This is a genomic window from Burkholderia territorii, from assembly GCF_902833055.1.
Lineage (GTDB): Bacteria > Pseudomonadota > Gammaproteobacteria > Burkholderiales > Burkholderiaceae > Burkholderia > Burkholderia territorii.
This window is the reverse complement of record NZ_CADFEJ010000004.1, coordinates 57,646-80,088: the sequence shown is the minus strand read 5'-3', so window position 1 is coordinate 80,088 and position 22,443 is coordinate 57,646. Positions and strand designations below refer to the sequence as shown.

Annotated in this window: 18 protein-coding genes and 1 pseudogene; 6 read left to right on the top strand and 13 right to left on the bottom strand. The window is 61.7% G+C overall.

Annotated features, from left to right (window positions below):
• Nucleotides 1-285 precede the first annotated feature (285 nt).
• The 5 genes from HW466_RS10190 to HW466_RS10170 form a co-directional block, all read right to left on the bottom strand.
• The gene (locus HW466_RS10190; protein ID WP_196483825.1) at nt 286-1,662 is read right to left on the bottom strand and encodes a UvrD-helicase domain-containing protein; all 1,377 of its coding nucleotides are present in this window, start codon (nt 1,660-1,662) and stop codon (nt 286-288) included.
• Between the two features lie 10 nt (nt 1,663-1,672).
• Nucleotides 1,673-3,400, bottom strand: coding sequence for an ATP-dependent nuclease (locus HW466_RS10185; protein WP_151004260.1), 1,728 nt, complete (start codon nt 3,398-3,400; stop codon nt 1,673-1,675).
• Nucleotides 3,401-3,497: 97 nt separating this feature from the next.
• A complete protein-coding gene (locus tag HW466_RS10180; protein ID WP_151004258.1) occupies nt 3,498-3,749 on the bottom strand; it encodes a helix-turn-helix domain-containing protein in 252 nt (83 codons plus the stop codon).
• Nucleotides 3,750-3,885: 136 nt separating this feature from the next.
• Complete coding sequence (locus tag HW466_RS10175) at nt 3,886-4,611, bottom strand: hypothetical protein (RefSeq protein ID WP_174905674.1); 726 nt, start codon at nt 4,609-4,611, stop codon at nt 3,886-3,888.
• Nucleotides 4,575-5,414 carry a patatin-like phospholipase family protein gene (locus HW466_RS10170; protein WP_170296651.1) on the bottom strand — a complete coding sequence of 280 codons (840 nt, stop codon included), beginning with the start codon at nt 5,412-5,414 and terminating at the stop codon, nt 4,575-4,577. Before HW466_RS10170 ends, HW466_RS10175 begins: the two co-directional genes overlap by 37 nt.
• A 297-nt stretch (nt 5,415-5,711) precedes the next feature.
• On the opposite strand from HW466_RS10170, the pseudogene HW466_RS10165 reads away from it, so the two are divergent.
• Nucleotides 5,712-5,867, top strand: a pseudogene (locus HW466_RS10165) (IS3-like element ISBvi3 family transposase); the annotation flags it as partial.
• Here HW466_RS10165 and HW466_RS10160 read toward each other — a convergent pair.
• The 7 genes from HW466_RS10160 to xseA form a co-directional block, all read right to left on the bottom strand.
• Entirely contained in the window at nt 5,867-6,154 is a 288-nt protein-coding gene (locus HW466_RS10160; protein WP_111016273.1) for a PAAR domain-containing protein, read from the bottom strand. The pseudogene HW466_RS10165 and the gene HW466_RS10160 sit on opposite strands and share 1 nt — an antisense overlap.
• A gap of 15 nt (nt 6,155-6,169) precedes the next feature.
• Nucleotides 6,170-7,129 (bottom strand): T6SS immunity protein Tli4 family protein, encoded by a 960-nt coding sequence (locus tag HW466_RS10155; RefSeq protein ID WP_151004251.1) that lies wholly within the window; start codon nt 7,127-7,129, stop codon nt 6,170-6,172.
• Between the two features lie 98 nt (nt 7,130-7,227).
• A complete protein-coding gene (locus HW466_RS10150; RefSeq protein ID WP_239005965.1) occupies nt 7,228-9,081 on the bottom strand; it encodes a lipase family alpha/beta hydrolase in 1,854 nt (617 codons plus the stop codon).
• Nucleotides 9,082-9,163: 82 nt separating this feature from the next.
• On the bottom strand, nt 9,164-11,944 hold the full coding sequence (locus tag HW466_RS10145; RefSeq protein ID WP_151004249.1) for a type VI secretion system Vgr family protein: 2,781 nt from the start codon (nt 11,942-11,944) through the stop codon (nt 9,164-9,166).
• A gap of 1,166 nt (nt 11,945-13,110) precedes the next feature.
• On the bottom strand, nt 13,111-14,361 hold the full coding sequence (locus tag HW466_RS10140) for an IS256 family transposase (protein WP_151004247.1): 1,251 nt from the start codon (nt 14,359-14,361) through the stop codon (nt 13,111-13,113).
• A 515-nt stretch (nt 14,362-14,876) separates the two neighbouring features.
• A complete protein-coding gene (sodB, locus tag HW466_RS10135) occupies nt 14,877-15,455 on the bottom strand; it encodes a superoxide dismutase [Fe] (protein ID WP_014723511.1) in 579 nt (192 codons plus the stop codon).
• 251 nt (nt 15,456-15,706) lie between these two features.
• Nucleotides 15,707-17,089: an exodeoxyribonuclease VII large subunit gene (xseA, locus tag HW466_RS10130; protein ID WP_174905675.1), complete on the bottom strand. Its 1,383-nt coding sequence runs from the start codon at nt 17,087-17,089 to the stop codon at nt 15,707-15,709.
• 451 nt (nt 17,090-17,540) lie between these two features.
• Here xseA and lpxK point away from each other — a divergent pair, with 451 nt between their 5' ends.
• The 5 genes from lpxK to HW466_RS10105 all read left to right on the top strand — a co-directional run bounded on the left by lpxK (nt 17,541) and on the right by HW466_RS10105 (nt 21,517).
• Nucleotides 17,541-18,569, top strand: a complete 1,029-nt coding sequence (gene lpxK, locus HW466_RS10125) for a tetraacyldisaccharide 4'-kinase (RefSeq protein WP_059450044.1) — start codon at nt 17,541-17,543, stop codon at nt 18,567-18,569.
• Nucleotides 18,550-18,753 (top strand): Trm112 family protein, encoded by a 204-nt coding sequence (locus HW466_RS10120; RefSeq protein WP_006750935.1) that lies wholly within the window; start codon nt 18,550-18,552, stop codon nt 18,751-18,753. The genes lpxK and HW466_RS10120 overlap by 20 nt, the downstream gene beginning before the upstream one ends.
• 121 nt (nt 18,754-18,874) lie before the next feature.
• On the top strand, nt 18,875-19,666 hold the full coding sequence (gene kdsB, locus HW466_RS10115; protein ID WP_151006871.1) for a 3-deoxy-manno-octulosonate cytidylyltransferase: 792 nt from the start codon (nt 18,875-18,877) through the stop codon (nt 19,664-19,666).
• A gap of 209 nt (nt 19,667-19,875) precedes the next feature.
• On the top strand, nt 19,876-20,538 hold the full coding sequence (gene adk / locus HW466_RS10110) for an adenylate kinase (RefSeq protein WP_059450046.1): 663 nt from the start codon (nt 19,876-19,878) through the stop codon (nt 20,536-20,538).
• A gap of 220 nt (nt 20,539-20,758) precedes the next feature.
• Complete coding sequence (locus HW466_RS10105) at nt 20,759-21,517, top strand: SDR family NAD(P)-dependent oxidoreductase (protein ID WP_059792158.1); 759 nt, start codon at nt 20,759-20,761, stop codon at nt 21,515-21,517.
• Nucleotides 21,518-21,595: 78 nt separating this feature from the next.
• On the opposite strand, the gene HW466_RS10100 is transcribed toward HW466_RS10105, so the two are convergent.
• A complete protein-coding gene (locus tag HW466_RS10100; protein ID WP_059450137.1) occupies nt 21,596-22,438 on the bottom strand; it encodes a SirB1 family protein in 843 nt (280 codons plus the stop codon).
• Nucleotides 22,439-22,443: the final 5 nt, after the last annotated feature.

Genomic DNA, 22,443 nt, shown 5'->3' with positions numbered 1-22,443 from the left:
AATTCCATTCATTCATAAACAATCGCGTATGTTCCCTATGTCATCTGCGTTTTCAGCCCGGCATGAAATTTCATTGAAAGCGTATTTCCTGGCTTTTTTGTTCATCTGCGCAATCGCAGTGGGCGGGTAAAGACGATCACACCGCCAGCGTTACATTGCGGAAGACTCTGGGTTGTTGACGACTTCCACCGCCGCCGTACAAGAATCCAGCCTTCGAGGCACGAACAGCAGCCATCAAGGTCGTGCGCGCGGTGTCCCGATTGACCCACCTAAAGAGCATCCCCCTCATAGATCGGGCCGTGGAAATTGAACATACCGACCCGGTGCTGTGATAGTCAGGCTCTGCGTCGCTCGAGAGATTGCGACGTAGAAGAGCTTCGCCTGCGCGTAGTCCTCGTTGCCGAAGTGCGAGGCGTCGGGAATCAGCACGTGATCGAACTCCAGGCCCTTGAGCAGCAGGGGCGTCGAGATCGTCCGTCGCTGCAGAGAGCGGCCCGCAGCACTCACACGCAGTCGGATCTTCAGCACGGCTTCGACGAGGGTAGCCGCTCGATCGGCAGCCAGCTCGCCCAGTGCACGCTCGGCGTCGCGCCATAGTTCCCCCCGGAATAACCGCCAGCGCGGGTGACGCCGCGCGAGCCGCATGAACTCGCGAGCCGCTTCGGCACAGTCAGCGCCTCCCAGTTGTCGCGCCGCAGTCTTCATTTCGTCGATGACCTGCGTTTGGTCGGGCGACAACTCCTCGTTGGGTTGCTTCTCGCGCTTATGGAAGCAATCTTTGCTCAGGGCCAAGACGGTGTCCAGACGCTGTTGTGCGTCTGCGCTGCCATCCCAGTCGGAAGCGAATCTCGTCAGCCGCCTAGCAGCAACCTCCTCGATGGACTGGTACATGCCTCGCGTTGCGCGGGCCAGGTTGTCACACATGCCCCGGCGGCAATGGATCGCAGCGGATGTTCCCTCGCGATCCCCGATGCCTTCGAAAAACGCGCCCATGTCGAAGGCTTCGTCGGTGTACCGAAACGTGACCGGACCGGAGTCCAGATCGATGCGCTCGCCGCGGATGAGGCGCTGGCGCGTCTCGGCGATCCAAGCACCAAGGGCCGGGTTTTTCTTCTGCCAGCGGCGCGGCTCTTCCAGTTCGAGCGCGAGCGGGAAGATCGGATAAACATCGCGCTGCCAGCGCAGCCGGGCGTTCGCGAATTCGAAGATGCCCTGCATCGGATCGCCGAATACGATCGTAGGAACAATCTCGGAGAGCGCGATGGCAAGCGCATGCTGGCCGGGATCGCAATCCTGATACTCGTCAATCAGGATACGGTCATACGAGGATCGCACCACGTCGCGGACCGCCGAGATCTTCAGCACGTTGAGGGCGTTCTGCCGAAGCGCGCTCCATTCGGCTCCGCTGGGCATGCCCGCTGGCGGGTGGCCGCGCTTGGGGAAGGCGCGCACATAGCGCATGCACCATCCGTCGATGGTGTCTACGTTCGCCGCAGCTGCTGGTACGCCGAGACGCTTCAGCCTGCTGCGCAACGCGTTTACGCCCGCATGTGTATGCGTGAGGACAAGCGTCCGGATACCTAGCGCCGCCGTCTTCGCGATAGCCTCGGTCTTTCCGTGGCCCGCCGGTGCGATCAGAGAGCCGACGGGAAGCTCGGCCAAGATGCGGGCCTCAGGCATAGAGCCAAGCCCCCAGTGCTCGTACGCACCTCGAGAAAGCCGACGCGGGCGCTTGCTCGACAATCTCCCATGCGATGGGCGCGATGGCGCGCCCCGAATGCAGTTCCTTGAACCAGTTTTTCTTTGACGCGACTTCCGCCAGAGTCGCGCGAAGAGCAGCCCCGTCTGCGGTAACAAACAGTTCCCACGTGTTGAAGGCAAGGCTCGTCATCTCAGGCGTCAGCTCGGCGTCCCTGCCCTTCAGGGTCGCCGCGACCGATTCTTCGGTCTTCTCCGCGCGAGCGTAGTCTAGCAGTGCCTGCACCTGCGCATCACTGGCTGCTGTGAACAGCGCCGTCTCCGTATCCATCGCGCCGTCGTACTGGAAAATCACGACGCCGGCGGCGACAACGTCGCGCGTCTCGTCGGGTGTCAGCGGGCGGTCGGAGTCCCGATACAAGGCGACGGGGTAGCCGAGCGCCGCAAGCGCTATTGCCAGTTGCGGGGCTTGCGCTCCTTCGCCATCTGCAAAAGCGACGCCGCGCTGTTCGACGGGGACACCCCTATTGCTTGCGCAGAAAGGATCGCGGAAGCCAAGCAACAGACCCACCTCTGTCACGCCCTCGCATATGACGATGCGGCGCGCGAACAGGGCTCGCGGCGTTTTCTTCATCAACTTCGCAAAGGATGAGAGCATCGAAGGTGCGTGGAATTCGACGCACTTGCTGGCCCTGTCGCGATGCCCGACATAGAGGTTGCGCGCCTCGATCTCACCGATAGCGACATCGGAATGCGTGGTCATGAGAAGCTGTCCCACCGCCCTCTTCTCCGTCGCGGCGGCCGCCTGTGCCTCCTTGAGGCGTGCAATCGCGCCGATCACACGGTGCGGTTCAAGGCCATGTTCGATTTCGTCGATTAGGACGATGGCACCTTCCGTGATGGCGGAACGCTGAATTGCCAGCGTCGCCAGCCGCCGGGTTCCTAGGCCCGCGAGCCGCAAGGGGACGCTGCCGTCATGGAGTGCGATCGAACTGGTGGAGAACCCACCCCGCAGCAGCTCAAGGCCGGGGCCATACTCATCCTGCATGTAAGCGCCGAGGGAGGAGGCCTGCGCCTGCGCCACTTTCGCGGCATCCGCAAGTGCCGTCACCTTGTCGAGCTTCGCGCTGCTGCGCGCCGTGTGGTAGGCATCGGCAAGGTTGCGAGCGGCGTCGTCGGCATCACCCGTCAGCTTGGCAAGCACCGAGCCTTGGCCCCAAGTCAGGTGTCGGGCGTCGTCACCTGCCAGCCGCACCAGGCCGAACAACGCTCGGTCCCTGTTCGAGAGTGTGCGCGGGTGGGTGGCAGAGTCGCGCACTAGCTCCCATATTGGTTCCATCGTGGCGTCGACAGTTAGTCGCACGGTGAGCACCGGTTCATCGCCGTCTTCCGGCTCGTCGTTCAGCGTCCCAGTTACCGACCAGCCGCCGATGTACAGGCCAAAGCGCTCGTCTGACTTCAGTGCCTTCGACAATTCTCCGACCGTGACCTCGACGCAGATTGGCGTCGCCGTATCTCCATCGAGGAAATCAACTTCGCTGAAGGTGAGCCAGCGTGAGGACAGGGCTGCCTCGATGGCGTCGAGGACCGTGGATTTACCGGTATCGCCCACGCCGATGAGACAGCACAGCGGAGACTGCGGTTTCCAGTCGAGTGCACCGATCCCACGAAAGTTGCCGATCTTCAGTTGTCTTACCTGCATCCCATACTCCGTCCTGTCCGCCATGCACTCCACGTTTCCCTCTTCTGTCGGCAGAACGAAGCTGCCGCAGGAATCCTCCTCGGGGCAACCACTCGCGCTAGGTAATGGCAGCTACGACCGTCGATGCCGGCGTGGCGGCGGTCCCTCCGTCGGGGGTGCCGCTCTTCTGCTGCACCAGCGCCTGGTAGCCCGTCAGGTAGTACTTGTTTGGCTCATTCACGGTCGAGACGTGGTTGTGGTCGCGGTTGACTCCGAGCAGCAGCCCGGTGCCGATCAACAGACTGATCGCCTTGCGGATGTCCCGCTCGGAGATGCCGGTCCGCTCGGAGATGGTTTCGTACGATGCCATCGAAAAATAGGCGTGGTTGCTACGAACCGCTTCGGATTTAAGCTCATTTCAACGTTGCCATTCGTAAAGCACTGTCCGCCGGCTGACGACGTTGGCGTCACAAGTAGACAATCTACTACTCGCGAACCATCGTCCGCTAGTTCAAGCATCTCACTAATCCAGAAGGCTTTCCAGAAGGTCCTTTCTTTACCGCCGTCACATTGAATCGTTCACCGTTCGTTCCCGGTGGGTCGGGCGCCCAACTCGTATTGGTATCGATCGAATGATCGATCATCCACTTATGCAGAACACTCAATCCTTCGGCATCTTCTCGGACAAGAATTTTCGCAGCATCAGCCAACGCGCGTTGATATACCTCTGGCCTGCAGGATTCCGCTCCAGTGAATTTAAGATCAGTTTTTGTATTTGTGATCAGCGCATATGTAGTTCCGCGCAGCATTACGTTATCGAAATTGGAAAAAAACCCGGGGGTACCGGCGCCAAGCTCAAAGACGTCACGAAGCGAGATATGCCAAACCCCACATGTCAAGTCGCCCGTATTCGGCTCCAAAACAATGAGGTCTCCATAGCGCCTCTGAACCATTCCGCGCTCACCCCTCAGCGGAATCGCATGACCTGAAACGGCTCTTGTGTAGTCACCGGACGGTGTTCTTGCTTCGAGATCGATTCCAAGATTTAGCAATGAATCCGAGCGCCGCCGTTGGAGCAGCGCGTCGAAGGCGTAGTGCCATGACGGGTCAATGATTCTGTCCAACAATGAATGTCTTAGGTCCGGGTACTCTTCTTCGAGTTTTTCTCCATCGTCGATGAACGCATCCACCACAATTAAGAAACAAGGGACCTTGTCGGATGAAACTGCCAACGATGTGTTGAGACTTTCTTCTGCAAGTCCATGATGCCATCGCCCGTTGGCCGCCGATACCAGCGCGTCAACCCCGAGGTTGTCAGATACACCACCGTCCATGAGATGCAGATATTGAAGAGGTTCATTTCCTTTATCCCCATCATGACACGCGGGTAGCTTGTCAATACCACAGGTGAAAATACAAGTGGGTATGCTGACGAAGCCGCAACAGCTTGGGCGATTGAATAAGTGCCTAAGTCGGAGCCAAGACAAAATTTGAACGCGTCGTCAGAAAAGACAAACGTACTCAGTCGCTGACTGAAAGCATTTCTTCCCTGTGCCAAACAATTGCTCAGCAGCTCTGGACCACCAACAACGGTGGAATTTATCAAAATGTGCGGACTCCCTGGCCCCGGAAAACTCATTTGCCGGAAAACCGCACCATGAAAAAGCATGTCATCGTACGTTTTGGCCAGTATGGTACTTGCATTAAACCCTTTACCGCTCAACGTTCGCCAATTAGCAGGATTGGCATGTCTCGCAAGCCAATCATCTCGGAAATCCTGACGTAGATCTTTTTCAGCAAAATCCCAGTAATCGCCCCTAAGTTTTGGATAGTAAAGTCCGAAGTGGGCGGCGACGATAGAACCGCCTGATACTGAAGAAATAGCGTCTATGCGATTCAGAACACCAAGCCTTTCCAGTTCCTTCAAAACGTACATGCCAAAATTCGCCGCCCGGCTTCCACCCCCAGATATCGCCACCCCCAAAAACGGGCGATACTTCTTGTCAGATTCTGGAATTTCTATTGCTGCACTCATGTCAGCGCTTGCCGACGTTCGGGTGACAGCGCTAAACGTACGCTCTGAAACCGACCATGTGTTTGGCTTGTTAACGTAGTTATTCGCTGCGGGATCAGTACTAGCGCAGGCGCCGACGAGCGCGACGAGTATCGCGCCAACACATAAACGAAAAAAGAAGGGCTTGACAACCGTGGCGCACGGAACGTTTAGTAGCATAGGTCAACAGGTCTCGGAGATGTGCCCAACTTATCGACAACGTGCTACAAAAACTTGAGGCACGAAAGCATCGCCGGCGAAATGTTAGCCGTATGCGGACGGGACCAGTACAGTGTGAGCCGGCTGTGCAGGGTGCCGGCCGTCTCGCGCCGCGGGTACTGCCAGTGGCGGGCTCGCCCGCCCAGCGCCAAGGCACTGGCCAACGAGGCACTGGACGTCGAAGCGGCGGCCATCTATCGGGCCAGTCGCGGCAGCTAAGTGTCGCTACACGACGTCGTCTGCGAGGCGACCAGACGTGGTGGCGGAGAACAAAGACAGATGCAAAGATCGTCACTGAGCGCTGCCTGCCGGCCATCGGGACCGGTGGTGGAAATCCGCGGGCCATCGCACGCGATTTTCCCGACGGTTTTGCAGACTGGACAAAAGACGGGATCATCTTCGTAGGCTTGCTCGCGACCGTTTATCAGGTCAGCCCCATCTCCACCCTGCACCACTCCGCCAACGGTTGTCAGATCGCCCTTCACAATGTCATAGCGCGGCATTCCTCCACCTCCTCCTTACTTCGCGGCACCACGATAGTGGAAGCTGTTCAGGACCGCATCCCACGCCTGGACGGCCTGTTCCTCGTTCACTGGTGACGTCGTCACGGAGGCGGGATTCACCGCGTCAGGTTCCGCGCCGAACAACAATTGAATGGCGGTGTGCGGTTTTGATGGATCTCCCTCTACCCCGGCCGCCAACAGATAGAACTGGTACTTCTGGACGCCATCTTCATGGATGTCGACGAGAATTTCCTCGGCTTGAATGCCGGCGACTTGACGCTTGCCCTTTCGCAATACCTTATAGTGCCCCGCGTACGGCTTCAGCTGAGCCTCAAATTCCGAAAGCCCGCTCAACAGCGACGCCTTCTGATCGGCAGCAACAGATTCGCGCAGCTTCACGATCAGATTAGACGGTCGCCCCGGAACAAGACCGGCCGCGACGATGGCATCGAAAGCCGGAAGTTGCTTGCCGCCGATCAAGCCGCCGTTAAAGCAAAATGCGCCATCGTTCGGCACGTCCCCTTCATCACGCGGACGAATATTTCGCAGGATCTCGGACGCATTCTGGACCGCGCTCTGGTCATAACCATCGCCGAACTTGTTCTTCAGGGTGAATTGCGTGTCGTGCGACCACGCGTACCCTTCCACGTCGTATGAGAGCTCGGCGGGCGGGACGTCGTATCGCCCGAAAACAAAGAGACGCGAGTAGTCATTGGGCTGTACCGCCTGATGGAGCCACGGTGTCTTCGTCGGCGAGAAGGAATTATGCGGATCAACCCGCAGCTTGGTCTTCAGCTCGTGCTCGCGCGCCTCTACTCTCCGTCCGAATTCCTGTTGACCTACGTTCTTCACTACATCGATCGAGTACCCCATGTACTTATATTCTTGGTTGTACACATCTGCATCATGGGGAAGGTCGACAACGAAACGGCCAATACACCACGGGCGGGTGTCATGCATCACGGGGGTGGTCATAGGCAACTCCGACGGATTACTCTTCGAGCACGCGGCCATCCCTACCGAGAAGGCCACGAGCGCGACTGCGATTCGATTTGTGAACTGGTTTAATGTGGTCATACGGGAACGTCGATCGATTTTGCGACCTTGACCATACTATAGAGTGTGGCCCACTTCGCCCACGGATGACCGAAGCAGCCTTGGTGATCAAACCCGTTCTGCGTGAAGGCGATCTGCACACCCTTCGCCTTTTCGCCAGGGACACCGGCCTTCAAGCCACGTGCGACGGATTCCCCAGACCAGCTCGGCACCGTGCCATCCCCAAAGATCAAGCCTCGCTCCTGCGGAAAATTGGGATCCATGATCTCCGCAAAAAGTGTACAGACGAGCCCCTTGACGCGAATACGGACCTGGCCCTTCTGGTCGTCGCTCAAGAGTTCGGCCTTCATCAGGTCCTCTTCGGTCGTACCTGCTGGGAAGTCACCACGCCAATAGATTCGGCCGAAGGTGAGCAGCTTATCCGCTGGTGCGGTGGTCTCCTGCTTCGTAGGAGCCTTGGCTGTACCGCCCTTTGTCGGGTCAACCTCGCTCGACCGTCGCAAGGGACCGTTCCCGTAGAAAGCAAAGGTGTTCGGATGATAGTTGTTTATAAGTTGATGCTGCCGGTCAACCACGTCCTGCATTATCGTCAGAAAGTTCTTCTGCAGCGTCATGCCAGGCTGAGTCGTTTGCAGGCGCTGTTTGGCAATTCCAGCAGGATCGAGCATTGCGTCGGACTGGTTGGGGACCAAGCCGTACCACGCCTGTGACGTGAATAACTTCAGCGTGTCGTTCTTCTTCGGCAGGGCGAGTACTTCCTGTCGCTTCATGTCGCGAACAACCCACCATGGTTCATAGTCGTGATAGTCGGGCATCGGAAGGAGCTCCAACGGCCCGGGTGCGTTGACCGTGATTGCCGTGAATTCCGGCGCGTTTCGCCCCACGAGTACCTTATTGAGGATTGCCCCCTCCCCTTCAGCGCCGGCGCGAAACCGTCGTGCGGCCAACGGTGCGCCAGTCGCTGGCTGCGCCCCGTGGATCACGCCGTACATCAAGTCGTCGTAACCCGCTATCACTGAAGCCATGCGGGCGACGAGCCCCCCCATGGAGTGGGTGATGATGATTGCCTTCTTTACTTTGTTCTCGGCGCAGATCTCCTTGATGCCCATCAAATGGTATTTCTTGTGGGTTTTCTGATCGACATAGTCAACGCCCTTCACAGCGTCTTCGGCCGACAGCAGATTCGATTGCAACCAGTTGTAGCCGATCGCATACACCGGATATCGGTACTGGCAGAACTTCTTAAATTCATCCGAGTCGACCTTAAGCGGGTCGATACCCGGACCATTCGCGCCGTAGCTCGATGGCGCTGTCCCGATGACCGGATTCAAAGTGAAGTCTTCACCTTTCGGATCACCGCTTGCCCAGGCGCCAAGGAGCTTTCCCGCCTTCATTGGGTGATTGAGCTCACGCTCAAGCCAAGCGAGCGATCCATGGTAACTCTTCGAATGGACCGATCCCCAGCCTCGCCTTCGCGCTTCGTCGGCCGTCAGATCGCAACCCGTCGTCACGATCGCGCCGAGCGTGGAGACGACTGCCGACGATGTGTCGTACTTTGTTTCGCGCTCCGACGCATCTGAGAAGTATCCATTCCAGCCGAATGCTATCGCAGCGCGGTTGGTTTCATTCGGCGGATTCCAAATCTCCTGCCCGGTATTTCTGTTGATTAACAGGGAGCCCATCACCCCGGGAATAAAAATCACCGGGATAGGTGGCCGCGGGTCGCAATGAAACTCTTTAGTGCATTTGTTGGCATCCGGCGTTAACGTCACCTTCGCAGACGACCCACCGCCTGGCTCGTGCTGCCCTTGAATGACGACCGTATCGGATTGCTTCGCTGCGTTGTTGCTGCCGGAATTGTTCGGACCCATACCGGTACCTACGATTACTGCGGTTGATCGGAGAGATTCAAGATGTGCTGATGGCGATTGACGCGATCCACGATTCGGACCGCTAGCCGACGTCGTTGAGGGTGCGAGGCAACACACGCACAATCATCGTCTCGACGTCCACGTTTTTCTGCACCGAAGTCTTACCGAGTTCGTCCGTCACGCCCTTGATGACTGTTCCATCACTCCGTACGAACTCGTACGGGTGATTCTTGAGCACTTCACCTGTGATCGAGTGGCGAAGCACATAGGGGTCGTTGAACGCAGTCTTAGGCAAGCTGTTCATGTGTTCAGCGATCGAGCTCGGACCTTGACGACTGAATGAGGCCGATTTGATCGTACGAGGTCCTCGCGAGCCGTCTTCGATACCTTCCGCGGTGATGCGAATGTACGAGCCACCACACTTCAGAATCAGCTCCTGCTTCGCCTCGATTACGACTCTACCTTGATTGCTAGTAACCGTTACGTCGCGATCGGCGAACAGGCTCAACGCGTCGTTTTGCGCAGCGATTTCGACCTTGCCCTTTGCAGCGAACAGCTTCATCCCCGCCTTCTGCACAAACAGGCTGATCTTTTCTGCGGCCGCAACGATGAGGGATTTGCCCGTGGCAAGGTGAGTGTGTTCGCCGCTGGTCAGATTGATGTGTCGATCCGCTGCGATGCTAGTCGACTGTCGGGACGTTAATCCGATATCGGCCGGCGTGGCCATCATGATCATCGGGGTAGCGAATCCGTTGGCCTCCCCTGTTCCGCCGCCATCGGTCCTACCCCCTGACGTTTGTCCTGAAATGGGATGCTCGGTGGCCTTGGCTACGGCTTTCAGAGTGTCTTGACTTCCCTCCAGCGACTCGGCCTGCGCCGTCGCGCTGGCGCTTGATAGCGATTCAACAAGCATGCCCGATCGCGTCAGCTGATCCCTCGCCTCAACGACGTCGAGCTGCTCTGCGTCGTGCGCTTTGGCATGCGTACTCAAATAAAGGCCGCGGTTCGCTCGTACCGCGCCGTAGTCGTCGGTGTGAATCTGGAAACCGGCACCAAGGTAACGCCCACGCTTGTTCCGGTCTTGGCTGATCAGATATCCCTGATGGAACGAGCTGTAGCTTGAACCCGTGAAGGAGGTCAGTCGCGTCGCACCTTGATTGGTTGAGTCGTCGTGAACGAACGAGTTGAAAGCGCCCGTACCGCCGAACCCACTCGACTGAAAACCCGATAGCAACACATTCGTATGCCAAGGCGGTGGAGTCGTACCGCCATTGAGCCGTCCAAGCACGAACGGGCGATCACAATCGCCGCCCCAGTGGCTAATCGCAACCCATTCGCCCGCGCGCGGAACGTGTACGGAGCCGTACGAATTCCCAGTGTCGGACTGCAACGACAACAGCAACGGCGATGTATTGAAAGCCCCTGCAGGACTCTGGCGGTCCCATGCGTGCCGCACGCGAATTCGATTCGATTCGTCGGCCCAAGCTTCTTCCCCCTCTGGCGCCACCACGATCGCATGCTCGATATGCATGATTGGTTTGCGGTGCTCGAACGGGCTCCGATATTCGATAGTCGTGGGTTGAGCTTCGACGTCCACGACGAAGAATCCAGTTTCGCCGTCGGCCGGGTGTGGCGGCGACTGGAAATCGCTCCCGCGAACTGCTTTTGCGTCGGAAACTCGCCGCTGCAGACTGTGCGGGAAAGCAGTTCCCTGGCGAGCGATAGGCACATTATTTTCGACGAGCCATCGCGCTTCGATCGCGACGAACTCGCGGTGCTTGGCGTCCGGGTTCGAATGCCGGGGGTGGTCGTGCAGCACGAAACGCCTCCCAGCGTCGATCCAACGCAATCCGGCGACTGCCGCGTAGCGCAATGCCTGTGCATCCCAGGCCTGCGTATACAATTGCGCGCGAGATCCACCGGCATCCGTGGTGGGATACCCATACGGCGTCGATTCGAAGACCTCCATTGGCACCGTCGGGATGCTTTGCGTTTCACGTTGTCGACGCTGCTCGATCTCGTAGGTCGTCGACTCGATTTCGCTAACTGCCTCGAAGTCGTAATTCGGGCGCTTGTAGTCGAATGAACGCGTTGTATAACGCACGCTTTGGAGCGTCTGGATAGCTGCCCATTGCGCTACGCCATTGCTTTCATTGCTCGCGTTACCGCGGGTATAGGTCGCATCCTTTGGCTGGGGTAGCGAGGAAAGACGGTCGACGATGACCAGGGTCGTCTTCGGTGGCACCCCTGACTGGGTGGTCGCGTGCTCCCAGTAGAAATACCAACCCTCATCCTCGAGCAGCCGATGGACGAAATTCAGGTCGGACTCTGCCTGTCTGCAATACGAGCGCACCCGCGGGGTGCTGACGGTGTCGAATCGATAGAGACCTTGCAGCTGCGGATATCGGTCGAACACATTCGCCAGAATCTCCCGTGCATCCTTTTCGAGCCAAAAATGATCGTCGCGGGTATGCCCGAGGAAGTGCAAAGCCGACGAGATCTTCAGCTGGTAGACAGCCAGGCCACCATCTGCACCCAGCATCCCGATACGGTGTACAAAGCCGTGGACGGGAAGGTAGGTCGACTCAGCGAATGGCGCGGTTTCCTGCTGAATCCACAACGTGACGGGCTGATGCATCAACGACAGAAGCGCAAGATCGGTGCGCATTGACGCTACATCGATAGTCCACCGATAATCACGCCCTATTTTTGCATACCCCTCGGCACGTAATGCAACGAGGGTATTCGCGCCCAGGGGCGTATCGAGTTTCAGCAGCCGATCATTCTGCAAAATGCCCCGGTGAAAAGCGTCAAAAAGACCGCTCGACGACAACTCCCCGACCGAGGATGCCCTGGCTTCCATTTTGTTCTTCCTTCCTCTCAGATACCCCGCACGGCCACGGAGGCAAGAACGTCCGGACCGGTGATCACGTCGCTCTCACTATATCGAAATCATTGTTGGGAAAATGTAGGCGACGGAGAACGACGCTCATCCCATTGATACGCCAAACATCGTATCAAATCACCAATATGATATCGCACGCATTTGACGATATTTCATACTCGATCGAACCCAGAAACGCGACGTCGCCACACCGTCTTTGCGAAATTCCGAACGAATTCTGCCCGCCGTTTTTGCAGTCTTTCACGATGAAATGTTGATCGAGCGGGATTTCTGACGGCACCTTGACCTACTTCGACACCGCCGCGGGCGACGCCGCCCACGTGGTCGGTCTCCAGTTCCACTGCGACTTCGGCGCAGTGTCGCGGTGATGACGTCCAGTGGACGTCCCCGTTCAAAGGGGTTCCGCATGCGCAAACGTTCAGTCCTCGCGCCCGCCGCGCATGGTACTCGCCAGCTCGCGCCCCAGCCGACACGAACGTCTCCACTTCGTCTAGCGGAGCACGGGCGTTTTTCCTAAGATTGCTCTGGGCCGACGAGGGAGCCGAACATTGATTCACCGCTTCAGGAAATTCTCGATGCAACCGTATCGCCTGGCGTTTCCAAAGAGGTTCCATGGGGGCAATTGCGCCCGCTGTGCGACAGCGCCAACGATATCGAACGCATGCACACATTTATGCTCTGGTGCGCGAGAAACGGTCGTGTCGCCACCGCGCCCGACCTCGCAGGTCCGACCGGGCTCCCGGATGCCGCAGTGATTTCGATCGGCATTTCGATTGTCGCTGGTTGCTGGAGGGTCGACTTCTCGAACTTGGTCACGAACACGATGTACCGGTAAAGTTTCTGTCTTTCGCCCTAGTTGCCCCACTTCTGGCTGTCGGCAAGGAAATTCAGATATGGGAGGGCAAGGTCTTCGCAGATGGCATCATTACGGATATCTGTCGAACACCTGATTCGCAATATTGACGAGTGTGTTCTAGCGCGTGTCCGGAGATACAGGGGCAAGTACAGTCTCACGGACGCGATGAAGGACAAAGGTATCCATCATGTTACTGTTCCTAGATACCGAGTACACCGGCCTCAAGCAGGGGGTGTCAGGATTTCCGTGTTCAAGGCAGGTTGAGTAATTACACGGAAGGCCGAACGAATCGATCTGCGTAAAGGATAGCGAACTGGTTCATGGCCGTCTTCCAGTCATGCGCGGCACTTCCCCAATTCGCGGTGATGTTGCGCAAGGCCAGCCAGATGAGCTTGGTGGCGGCCTCGTCGCTCGGGAAGTGACCACGGGTCTTGATGACCTTGCGCAGCTGCGAGTTGATATTTTCAATCGCGTTCGTTGTGTAGATGATCTTGCGCACACCCGGCGGAAACGCAAAGAACGGGATCACCCGATCCCAGGCGTTGCGCCACGCGCTGCTGACGGTCGGGAATTTCTGGCCCCACGGCCCATCCGCAAACGCATCGAGTTCGGCCTGGGCCGCTTCCGCGCCGGGCGCGGCATAGATCGGTTTGATCGCGGCAGCCACCCCCCGGCGGTCTTTCCAACTGGCGTAATCGAGGCTGTTACGGATCAGATGGACGATACAGGTTTGCAGTGTGGTGGCCGGAAACACCGCTGCCAAGGCTTCGGGCATGCCCTTCAGACCGTCGGTGACGGCGATCAGGATGTCGTGAACGCCGCGCGTCTTCAGATCGTTGAATACCTTCATCCAGAATTTGGCCCCCTCGGTATTCTCGATCCACAGGCCCAGGATCTCCCGCGTGCCGTCGGGCAGCACGCCCAGCGCCAGGTACACCGCCTTGTTGCGCACGACGGCGTCTTCGCGAATCTTGACCCGCAGTGCGTCGAAAAACACGACCGGATACATCGGCTCGAGCGGCCGGGCCTGCCAGGCGGTTACTTCGGCCATGACCTCGTCTGTCACTGAGCTGATGAAGTCGGGCGAGACCTCAGTACCGTACTGTTCCAGCAGGAAGCCCAGGATCTCGCGTACGGTCATGCCTCGGGCATACATGGCGACGATCTTGTCGTCGAAGCCCGTGAAGCGCCGTTCGTGCTTGGGAATCAGGATGGGTTCGAAGCTGCCGTCGCGGTCACGCGGCACCTCGATTCGGATCGGACCGTCTTCGGTCAGAACCGTCTTGGCCCCTTTGCCGTTGTGCTGATTCGTGGCGTTGGCCGGCTTGGCAGCACCGGGAGGGTAGCCGAGATGATGATTCATCTCGCCGCCCAGTGCCCGTTCGATCAGCGCCTTCTTGAGCGCCAGCGTCGCGGCGTTGATGGCTTCGGCCGTCATCGGACCGTTGCCGAACTGCTCGAGCAACTCGGCCGGAATCGCCGGCAGAGCCGCCGGCTGGGCTTTCGGTTTGCGAGGCATAAACTCTCCTTGGGAGCATGTTATGCCTTAAACACAAAATTCCTGACAGGCCCCTCGGCGGATGAGCGGCGAGCGGCGGCTAAAGCCAAGATCTCGTCTTCCAGTGCGCTAATCAAAGGTCCATTGGTGCCACGGGAGCCGCCCTTGATGTCGCGCTGGGCTGACCGACCGAAATGGGTCGCTTGTTGCCGTCGGCCGATGATGCGACGCACATCGCCGACCCGAGTCGTTCGCACCAGGTCAACGATGCTCAGATCCAGGCGGTCACCGCCCACTGCTCGCGGAACGATTGAGATTACTCTCACTGAACCCCAGTTGACGCTGTGGCAGATAACCCACCTACCGTTAGAAGTCGAGAATACCCAAAAGAGCGAGCATAAAATGCAGAAAGCCCTCATTCCGAGGGCTTTCAATTTCACTACAGTTTCAAAACTTTATTGCACTGCTCAGTCTCGATTTTCCAATCTTTATTGCACTTTCCAGACTATATTGTCACGCTACAGGGATGCCGGGGATTACGCGAAGTTCTTCGCTGCGAAGTCCCAGTTCACGATGTTCCAGAACGCTTCGACGAACTTCGGACGTGCGTTGCGATAGTCGATGTAGTACGCGTGTTCCCACACGTCGATCGTCAGCAGCGGCTTGTCGGCCGTCGTCAGCGGCGTGGCGGCGTTGCTGGTCGACACGATGTCGAGCGAGCCGTCGGCCTTCTTCACGAGCCATGCCCAGCCGGAACCGAACGTGCCGACCGCGGCCTTCGTGAAGGCTTCCTTGAATGCGTCGTACGAACCCCACTTCGCGTTGATCGCGTCGCCCAGTGCACCCGACGGGGCACCGCCGCCGTTCGGCGACAGGCTGTTCCAGAAGAACGTGTGGTTCCAGATTTGCGCGGCGTTGTTGAAGATGCCGCCCGACGACTTCTTCACGATCTCTTCCAGCGGCAGGTTTTCGAATTCCGTGCCCGGGATCAGATTGTTCAGGTTCGTCACGTATGCCTGGTGATGCTTGCCGTAGTGGTACTCGATCGTCTCTTTCGAGATGGTCGGCGCGAGTGCGTCTTCAGCGTACGGGAGCGGCGGGAGCGTATGAGCCATGGCGATTCCTTCGTTGAGTATGTAGGGAGGCTGTGTTGAATGCTGCCGAGCGTCCGATTGTAGGCGAGTCCGAATATCCCCGCAAACTCACGGGCATTTATCCGCGGTATGCAGAAAATCGCCGCTGGCGCTTCATCCGGCAGGACGAGACGGCGACGCGCAGCATCCGTTCCCGCGCCCCGCGCACGCCGAAGCGCGCCGGTGCGCCGGACGCGCGACCTTCGTTTCGCTTACGCGCTGCGCCGTCGTCGTCAGATCGTGTCGGTCAGCCGCGGCTGCACGTCGGCAAGCGACACGTCGGCCGAGCCGTCGGCGAGATGCACGGTGAGCCGGCGCTGCGGCTTCAGCGCACTCGGCGCGCGCACCGCGCGGCCCGTCTGCGCGTCGATCAGGGCCGCGTAGCCGCGCTCGAGCGTGCGCTGCGGGCTCAGCACCTCGAGCCGCGCCGCGCAGGCCGACACGCGCGCTGTATCGCGCTCGTGACGGCGCTGCAGTGCCGCCGCGAGACGTTGCGACAGTGCGGCGAGCGACTGGCGCGCGGGCGCCGGGTCGGGCCGCGCGCGCTGCCAGCGCAATTGCGCGAGCGCGAAACGCGCACGCGCGTCGCGCACCGGCCGCGACGCCGCCGACGCGAGCCGCACCGCCAGTTGTTCGACGTGGGTGCGTTGCCGCCGCAGCCGTTCGGCCGGACTCACGAGCCGGCGCGCGAGCCAGTCGAGCTGCTGCGCACGCTGTTCGAGCCCGCGTTCCAGGCAGCGTGCGAGCGCGCGCTGCCGGTCGGCCACTTCGCGCAGCAGCAACGCGCGCTGGGGACTCGCGAGCTCGGCCGCGCCCGTCGGCGTCGGCGCGCGCAGGTCGGCCGCGAAGTCCGCGATCGTGAAATCGGTTTCGTGGCCGACGCCGCTGACGACCGGCAGTTCGCTCGCCGCGATCGCCCGCGCGAGTGCTTCATCGTTGAACGACCACAGATCCTCGATCGATCCGCCGCCGCGACAGACGAGCAGCACGTCGACCTCGCGCCGCGCGTTCGCCGTGTGCACGGCCGCGACCAGCTTTTCCGCGGAACCGGCACCCTGCACGGGCGCCGGGTAGACGATCACCGGAATATGCGGCGCGCGGCGCGCGAGCGTGGTCAGCACGTCGCGCAACGCGGCGGCCTGCAGCGACGTGACGATGCCGATCGCGCGCGGGTGCGCGGGCAACGGCCGCTTGCGTTCGGGCGCGAACAGCCCTTCGGCCTCGAGCTGCGCCTTCAGCCGCAGGAACGCCTCGTACAGACGCCCCTGGCCCGTGCGGCGCACGGCCTCGACGTTGAGCTGCACTTCGCCGCGCGGCTCGTACATCGTGACGACCGCGCGCACCTCGATCCGGTCGCCTTCGCGCGGCGTGAATTCCGCGTACTGCGCGCGACCGCGGAACATCACGCAGCGCATCTGCGCCTGCTGGTCCTTGATCGAGAAATACCAGTGGCCGCTCGCGGCGCGCGTGAAATTCGATACTTCGCCCGAGATCCACAGCAGCGGAAACGACCGCTCGAGCATCGTCGAAATCGCGCGATTGAGCGCCGAAACGGGAATCACTTCGTCGCCGCCGCGCGTCGCGCCGGGAGCGGAAAAAGGAGAGTCGGAAAGCATGGGCGATCGGAAGAATGCTGGCGGCGACACGATAGTCCGACACGCGCGCGGCGTCCAGCGCCGGCCGTGTGCGCCGCGCCGGCGCTGAATGTGTCCACACTCTGGAAATCGTCCGCCAAAACGATTTGAAAACCGCGAAAAAACCCAGACAATTCCGTGTAACGCTTTGATTTTTATATATTTTTAAACCTTGCGATTTTGTTTGGGATCGATTCGATGTCCGTCCGGCCTGCGTTTGGCGCGAACGGATGGGGAGTTTTTCACAGAGTTATCCACAACCCTCTCCGATCCGGCCCCGACGGATGCGTCGCCCGGCCGCGCTTGCCGCGTGCGCGTGCGGCGCGCTAGAGTGCCGCCTTCCGAAGACCTTGCGGCATGCGCCGCGCAACGGAGAATCCGACTTGACGAAACCGTCCCACGCCGCGGCGCACCACGCGCCGCATCCGGCCCGATGAGCGCGCCCGGCGGCCCGCTCGCGCGGCTCGAAGCGCGTCTCACACGCGAATGGCAGCGACGCGGCGCCCTCGCCTGGGCGCTCACGCCGTTCGCGTGCGTGTTCGGCCTGTGCGCGGCGCTGCGCCGCACGGCCTACGCGCAGGGCTGGAAGCAACCGGTCGACGTCGGCGTGCCCGTCGTCGTGGTCGGCAACGTGACCGTCGGCGGCACCGGCAAGACGCCGACCGTGATCGCGCTGGTCGACGCGCTGCGCGCGGCCGGGTTCACGCCGGGTGTCGTGTCGCGCGGCTACGGCGCGAACGTGAAGACGCCCACCGCCGTCACGCCCGCATCGCGCGCGAGCGCGGCGGGCGACGAGCCGCTGCTGATCGCGCGCCGCACCGGCGCGCCCGTGTGGGTGTGCCCCGACCGCGTCGCGGCCGCGCAGGCGCTGCGCGCCGCGCACCCGGACGTCGACGTGATCGTCAGCGACGACGGCCTGCAACACTACCGTCTCGCCCGCACGGTCGAGCTCGTCGTGTTCGACCACCGGCTCGGCGGCAACGGCTTCCTGCTGCCGGCCGGGCCGCTGCGCGAGCCGCTGTCGCGCCACCGCGACGCGACGCTCGTCAACGATCCGTACAGCGGCGCGCTGCCGCCGTGGCCCGACACCTATGCGCTCGCGCTCACGCCGGGCGCCGCGTGGCACCTCGACCAGCCGTCGCTGCGCCGTCCGCTGTCGCAGTTCGCGAACGAGCGCGTGCTCGCCGCGGCCGGCATCGGCGCGCCGGAGCGCTTCTTCGCGACGCTGCGCGCGGCCGGTCTCGCACCGGCGACGCGCGCGCTGCCCGATCACTACGCGTTCGCCGACAATCCGTTCGTGGACGACGCGGTCGATGCGATCCTGATCACCGAGAAGGATGCAGTAAAATTGGGCGCTTCCTGGCGCGACGCTCGGCTGTGGGTCGTCCCCGTCGAAGCCGCGCTCGATCCTCGCCTCATTGCCCTCGTTGTGGAGAAACTCCGTGGACGCTCGCCTGCTTGAAATCCTTGTGTGCCCTATCTGCAAAGGCCCGCTCCACTATGACCGCGCCGCGCAGGAGCTGATCTGCAACGCGGACAAGCTCGCCTACCCGATCCGCGACGGCATCCCCGTGATGCTCGTCGACGAAGCGCGCCAGACCGTCGAAGGCACGCCGGTCGACCCCGCCGGCCCGGCCGGCAGCTGAGGCCGCACCGCCCTGCCACCGGCGCCCGGCCGCGGTTCGCCGCGCCCGCGTGCCGGCCCCTGCCCCGGGCGGCGTGCCTTCGATGCGCCGCCCGCCCCGCTCTTCTCACCGACCAGCCCCGATGACTCATCCGCAGCCCTTCATCGCCGTCATTCCTGCCCGGCTCGCGTCGACGCGTCTGCCGAACAAGCCGCTCGCCGATCTCGGCGGCAAGCCGATGGTCGTCCGCGTCGCCGAGCGTGCGCGCGAAGCGGGCGCGGAGCAGGTGCTCGTCGCGTCCGACGCGCAGAGCGTGCTCGACGCGGCCCGCGAGCACGGTTTCGAAGCGGTGCTCACGCGCGCCGACCATCCGTCCGGCACCGACCGGCTCGCGGAAGTCGCCGCGACGTTCGGGTGGAGCGACGACACCGTCGTCGTCAACGTGCAGGGCGACGAGCCGCTGATCGATCCGGCGCTCGTGCGCGACGTAGCGTCGCACCTCGCCGCGCATCCGGACTGCGCGATCGCGACCGCCGCGCACCCGATCCACACCGCCGCCGACGTGTTCAACCCGAACATCGTGAAGGTCGCGCTCGACGCGCGCAACGTCGCGATGTACTTCTCGCGCGCGCCGATTCCGTGGAGCCGCGATGCGTACCAGCCGCACTGGCCCGACGTCGCGGCCATGCCGGCACCGGCCTTTCCGGTCCATCGCCACATCGGGCTGTACGCGTATCGCGCGCGTTTCCTGCGCACTTATCCGTCGCTCGCGCAGGCGCCCATCGAGCAGGCCGAGCAGCTCGAACAGCTGCGCGCGATGTGGCACGGCGAGCGCATCGCGGTGCTGATCACCGAACATGCACCCGAAGCCGGCATCGACACGCCGGCCGATCTCGCACGCGTGCAGGCCCTTTTTCGGCCGGGTTCAAAATAACCCGTGGCATAATCAGGCGATTGTGCGAGCCGTCCGCGACCCGCGCGTCCTCGCTTGACCCTGCAACGGCCAGCCCCCGGCAGCCGCGCGTCGCGCTTCGCCGACGCGCCGCGTCAGACCGGTCCGCCGCATGCAAGGCAAGCCCCGCGCCAGCCGTCGCCGACGCTTTTGCGTCTCGCCACACGAATCTACATACTGGAGATATCACCATGCGTTTGATCCTGTTGGGCGCGCCCGGCGCGGGAAAGGGCACCCAGGCAAACTTCATCAAGGAAAAATTCGGCATCCCTCAGATTTCGACGGGTGACATGCTGCGCGCGGCCGTCAAGGCCGGCACGCCGCTCGGCATCGAGGCGAAGCGCTTCATGGACGAAGGCAAGCTCGTGACGGACGACCTGATCATCGGTCTCGTGAAGGAGCGCCTGAAGGAAGCCGATTGTGCGAACGGCTATCTGTTCGACGGCTTCCCGCGCACGATCGCGCAGGCCGACGCAATGAAGGAAGCCGGTGTCGCGATCGACTACGTGCTCGAGATCGACGTCCCGTTCTCGGAGATCATCGAGCGCATGAGCGGCCGCCGCACGCACCCGGCTTCGGGCCGCACGTACCACGTCAAGTTCAACCCGCCGAAGGTCGAGGGCGTGGACGACGTGACGGGCGAGCCGCTGATCCAGCGCGACGACGACAAGGAAGAAACCGTCAAGAAGCGTCTCGAAGTGTACGAAGCGCAGACCAAGCCGCTCATCAAGTACTACGGCGACTGGGCGCAGCGCGGCGAGGAAAACGGCCTGAAGGCCCCGCAGTATCGCAAGATCTCGGGCCTCGGCACCGTCGATGAAATCCGCGAGCGTGCATTCGACGCTCTGAAGTAACGAGCGCGTCGCGGACCGCAAGCCGCCCTTTCCGGGCGGCTTTTTTTTCGTCCGCTGCGGCCGGTTTCGTGGGACCTGGTTTCGTCGGACATCGCTTCGCACCGGCCTGGCCGCACTGGCCGGCGTACGACGGCGCCCCGTACAATCGATCGAACGCGTGGACCGGCGCACCGGCGTTTGCTCCGGGCGGCCGGCATCGGATCCAACCAAGGAGACAGTGATGGAGATTCGCGGCAACGTCTTTCTGATCACGGGCGGCGCATCGGGCCTCGGCGCCGGGACGGCCCGCATGCTCGCGCACGCCGGCGGCAAGGTCGTGCTCGCCGACCTGAACGAGGCGGCCGGAACGGCCCTCGCGAGCGAGCTGGGCGGGCTGTTCGTGCGCTGCGACGTGTCGAGCGAGGCCGATGCGCAGGCGGCCGTCGACGCAGCGACGCGCGCCGGCACGCTGCGCGGCCTGGTGAACTGCGCGGGCATCGCGCCCGCGGCGAAAACCGTCGGCAAGGACGGCGCGCACCCGCTCGACGTGTTCGCGAAGACGATCAACGTGAACCTCGTCGGCACCTTCAACATGATCCGGCTCGCGGCCGCCGCGATGGCTGCGACCACGCCCAACGACGGCGGCGAGCGCGGCGTGATCGTGAGCACCGCGTCGGTCGCGGCCTACGACGGACAGATCGGCCAGGCCGCGTACGCGGCGTCGAAAGCCGGCGTCGCGGGCATGACGCTGCCGATCGCACGCGACCTTTCGCGCAGCGGCATCCGCGTGATGACGATCGCGCCGGGGCTGTTCGAGACGCCGATGCTGCTCGGCATGCCGAAGGACGTACAGGACGCGCTCGGCGCGATGGTGCCGTTCCCGCCACGGCTCGGCAAGCCGGAGGAATACGCGATGCTGGTGCGCCAGATCGTCGAGAACCCGATGCTCAACGGCGAAGTGATCCGCCTCGACGGCGCGATCCGCATGCAGCCGAAGTAAGCGGCCACGCAACGGCAAACGAAAACGCCCGCGATGCGGGCGTTTTCACGTTCGGGGTTTCAGCGATGCCGGTGCGGCTCAGTCCTCGCCGTCGCGCTGCATCCGCTGCCGCAACTCGCTGACCTGCGATTCGACGACGGTCGCGTCGTCCGCGTCGGGCCGCTCGCCGAGATACTGCTCGAGATCCTCGAGCGCCGGGCGCAGATAGTCGAGCCGCGCATAGGCGAAGCCGCGGTCGCGCACCTCGTCGAGCTGTTCCGGCAGCAGGATCACGAGCCGCTGCTGCACGGCAAGCAGCCGCTGCCAGCGTTCCGTCTGCAGGTAGATCGTCTTCAGGTTGCGCAGCATCCGCGCGATGATCTCGCGGCTCGTGGCCGGCTGCAGCAGCGCGCGCAACGCGCTGTCGACCGCGCCTGCCGCACGCGCGACGTAAGGTTCGAGCATCTCGACCATCTCGGCCTCTGACAACGAATGCCCGTTGGTCGGATCGATGATCAGGTCGCCGTCCGGCAGCGTCACGCGCAGCAGGAAATGGCCGGGGAACGACACGCCGCGCGCCGGCACGCCGATCTGCTCGGCGAGCTCGAGATACAGCACCGACAGCGAGATCGGAATCCCGCGCCGCCGCTTCAGCACCGCGTTCAGGTGGCTGTTATCGGGGTCGTAGTAGTCGTTGTGATTGCACGCGAAGCCGAGTTCGCGGAAGAAGAACTCGTTGAGCGCGGCGACGCGGTCCTTCAGGTTCGCATCGTCGGCGAGCCGGCGGCGCAGCCGCGCGGCCAGCATGTCGATTTCGGCCAGCGTGCCCTGCAGGTCGAGGTCGGGATACGCGTCCTGCGCAAGCGACAGCGCGGTTTCCGTGACGGGCAGACTGTCGTCGTCCGCCACGAGCGTGCTGAAGTAGTCGAGGACGCGGGTCATTGCGG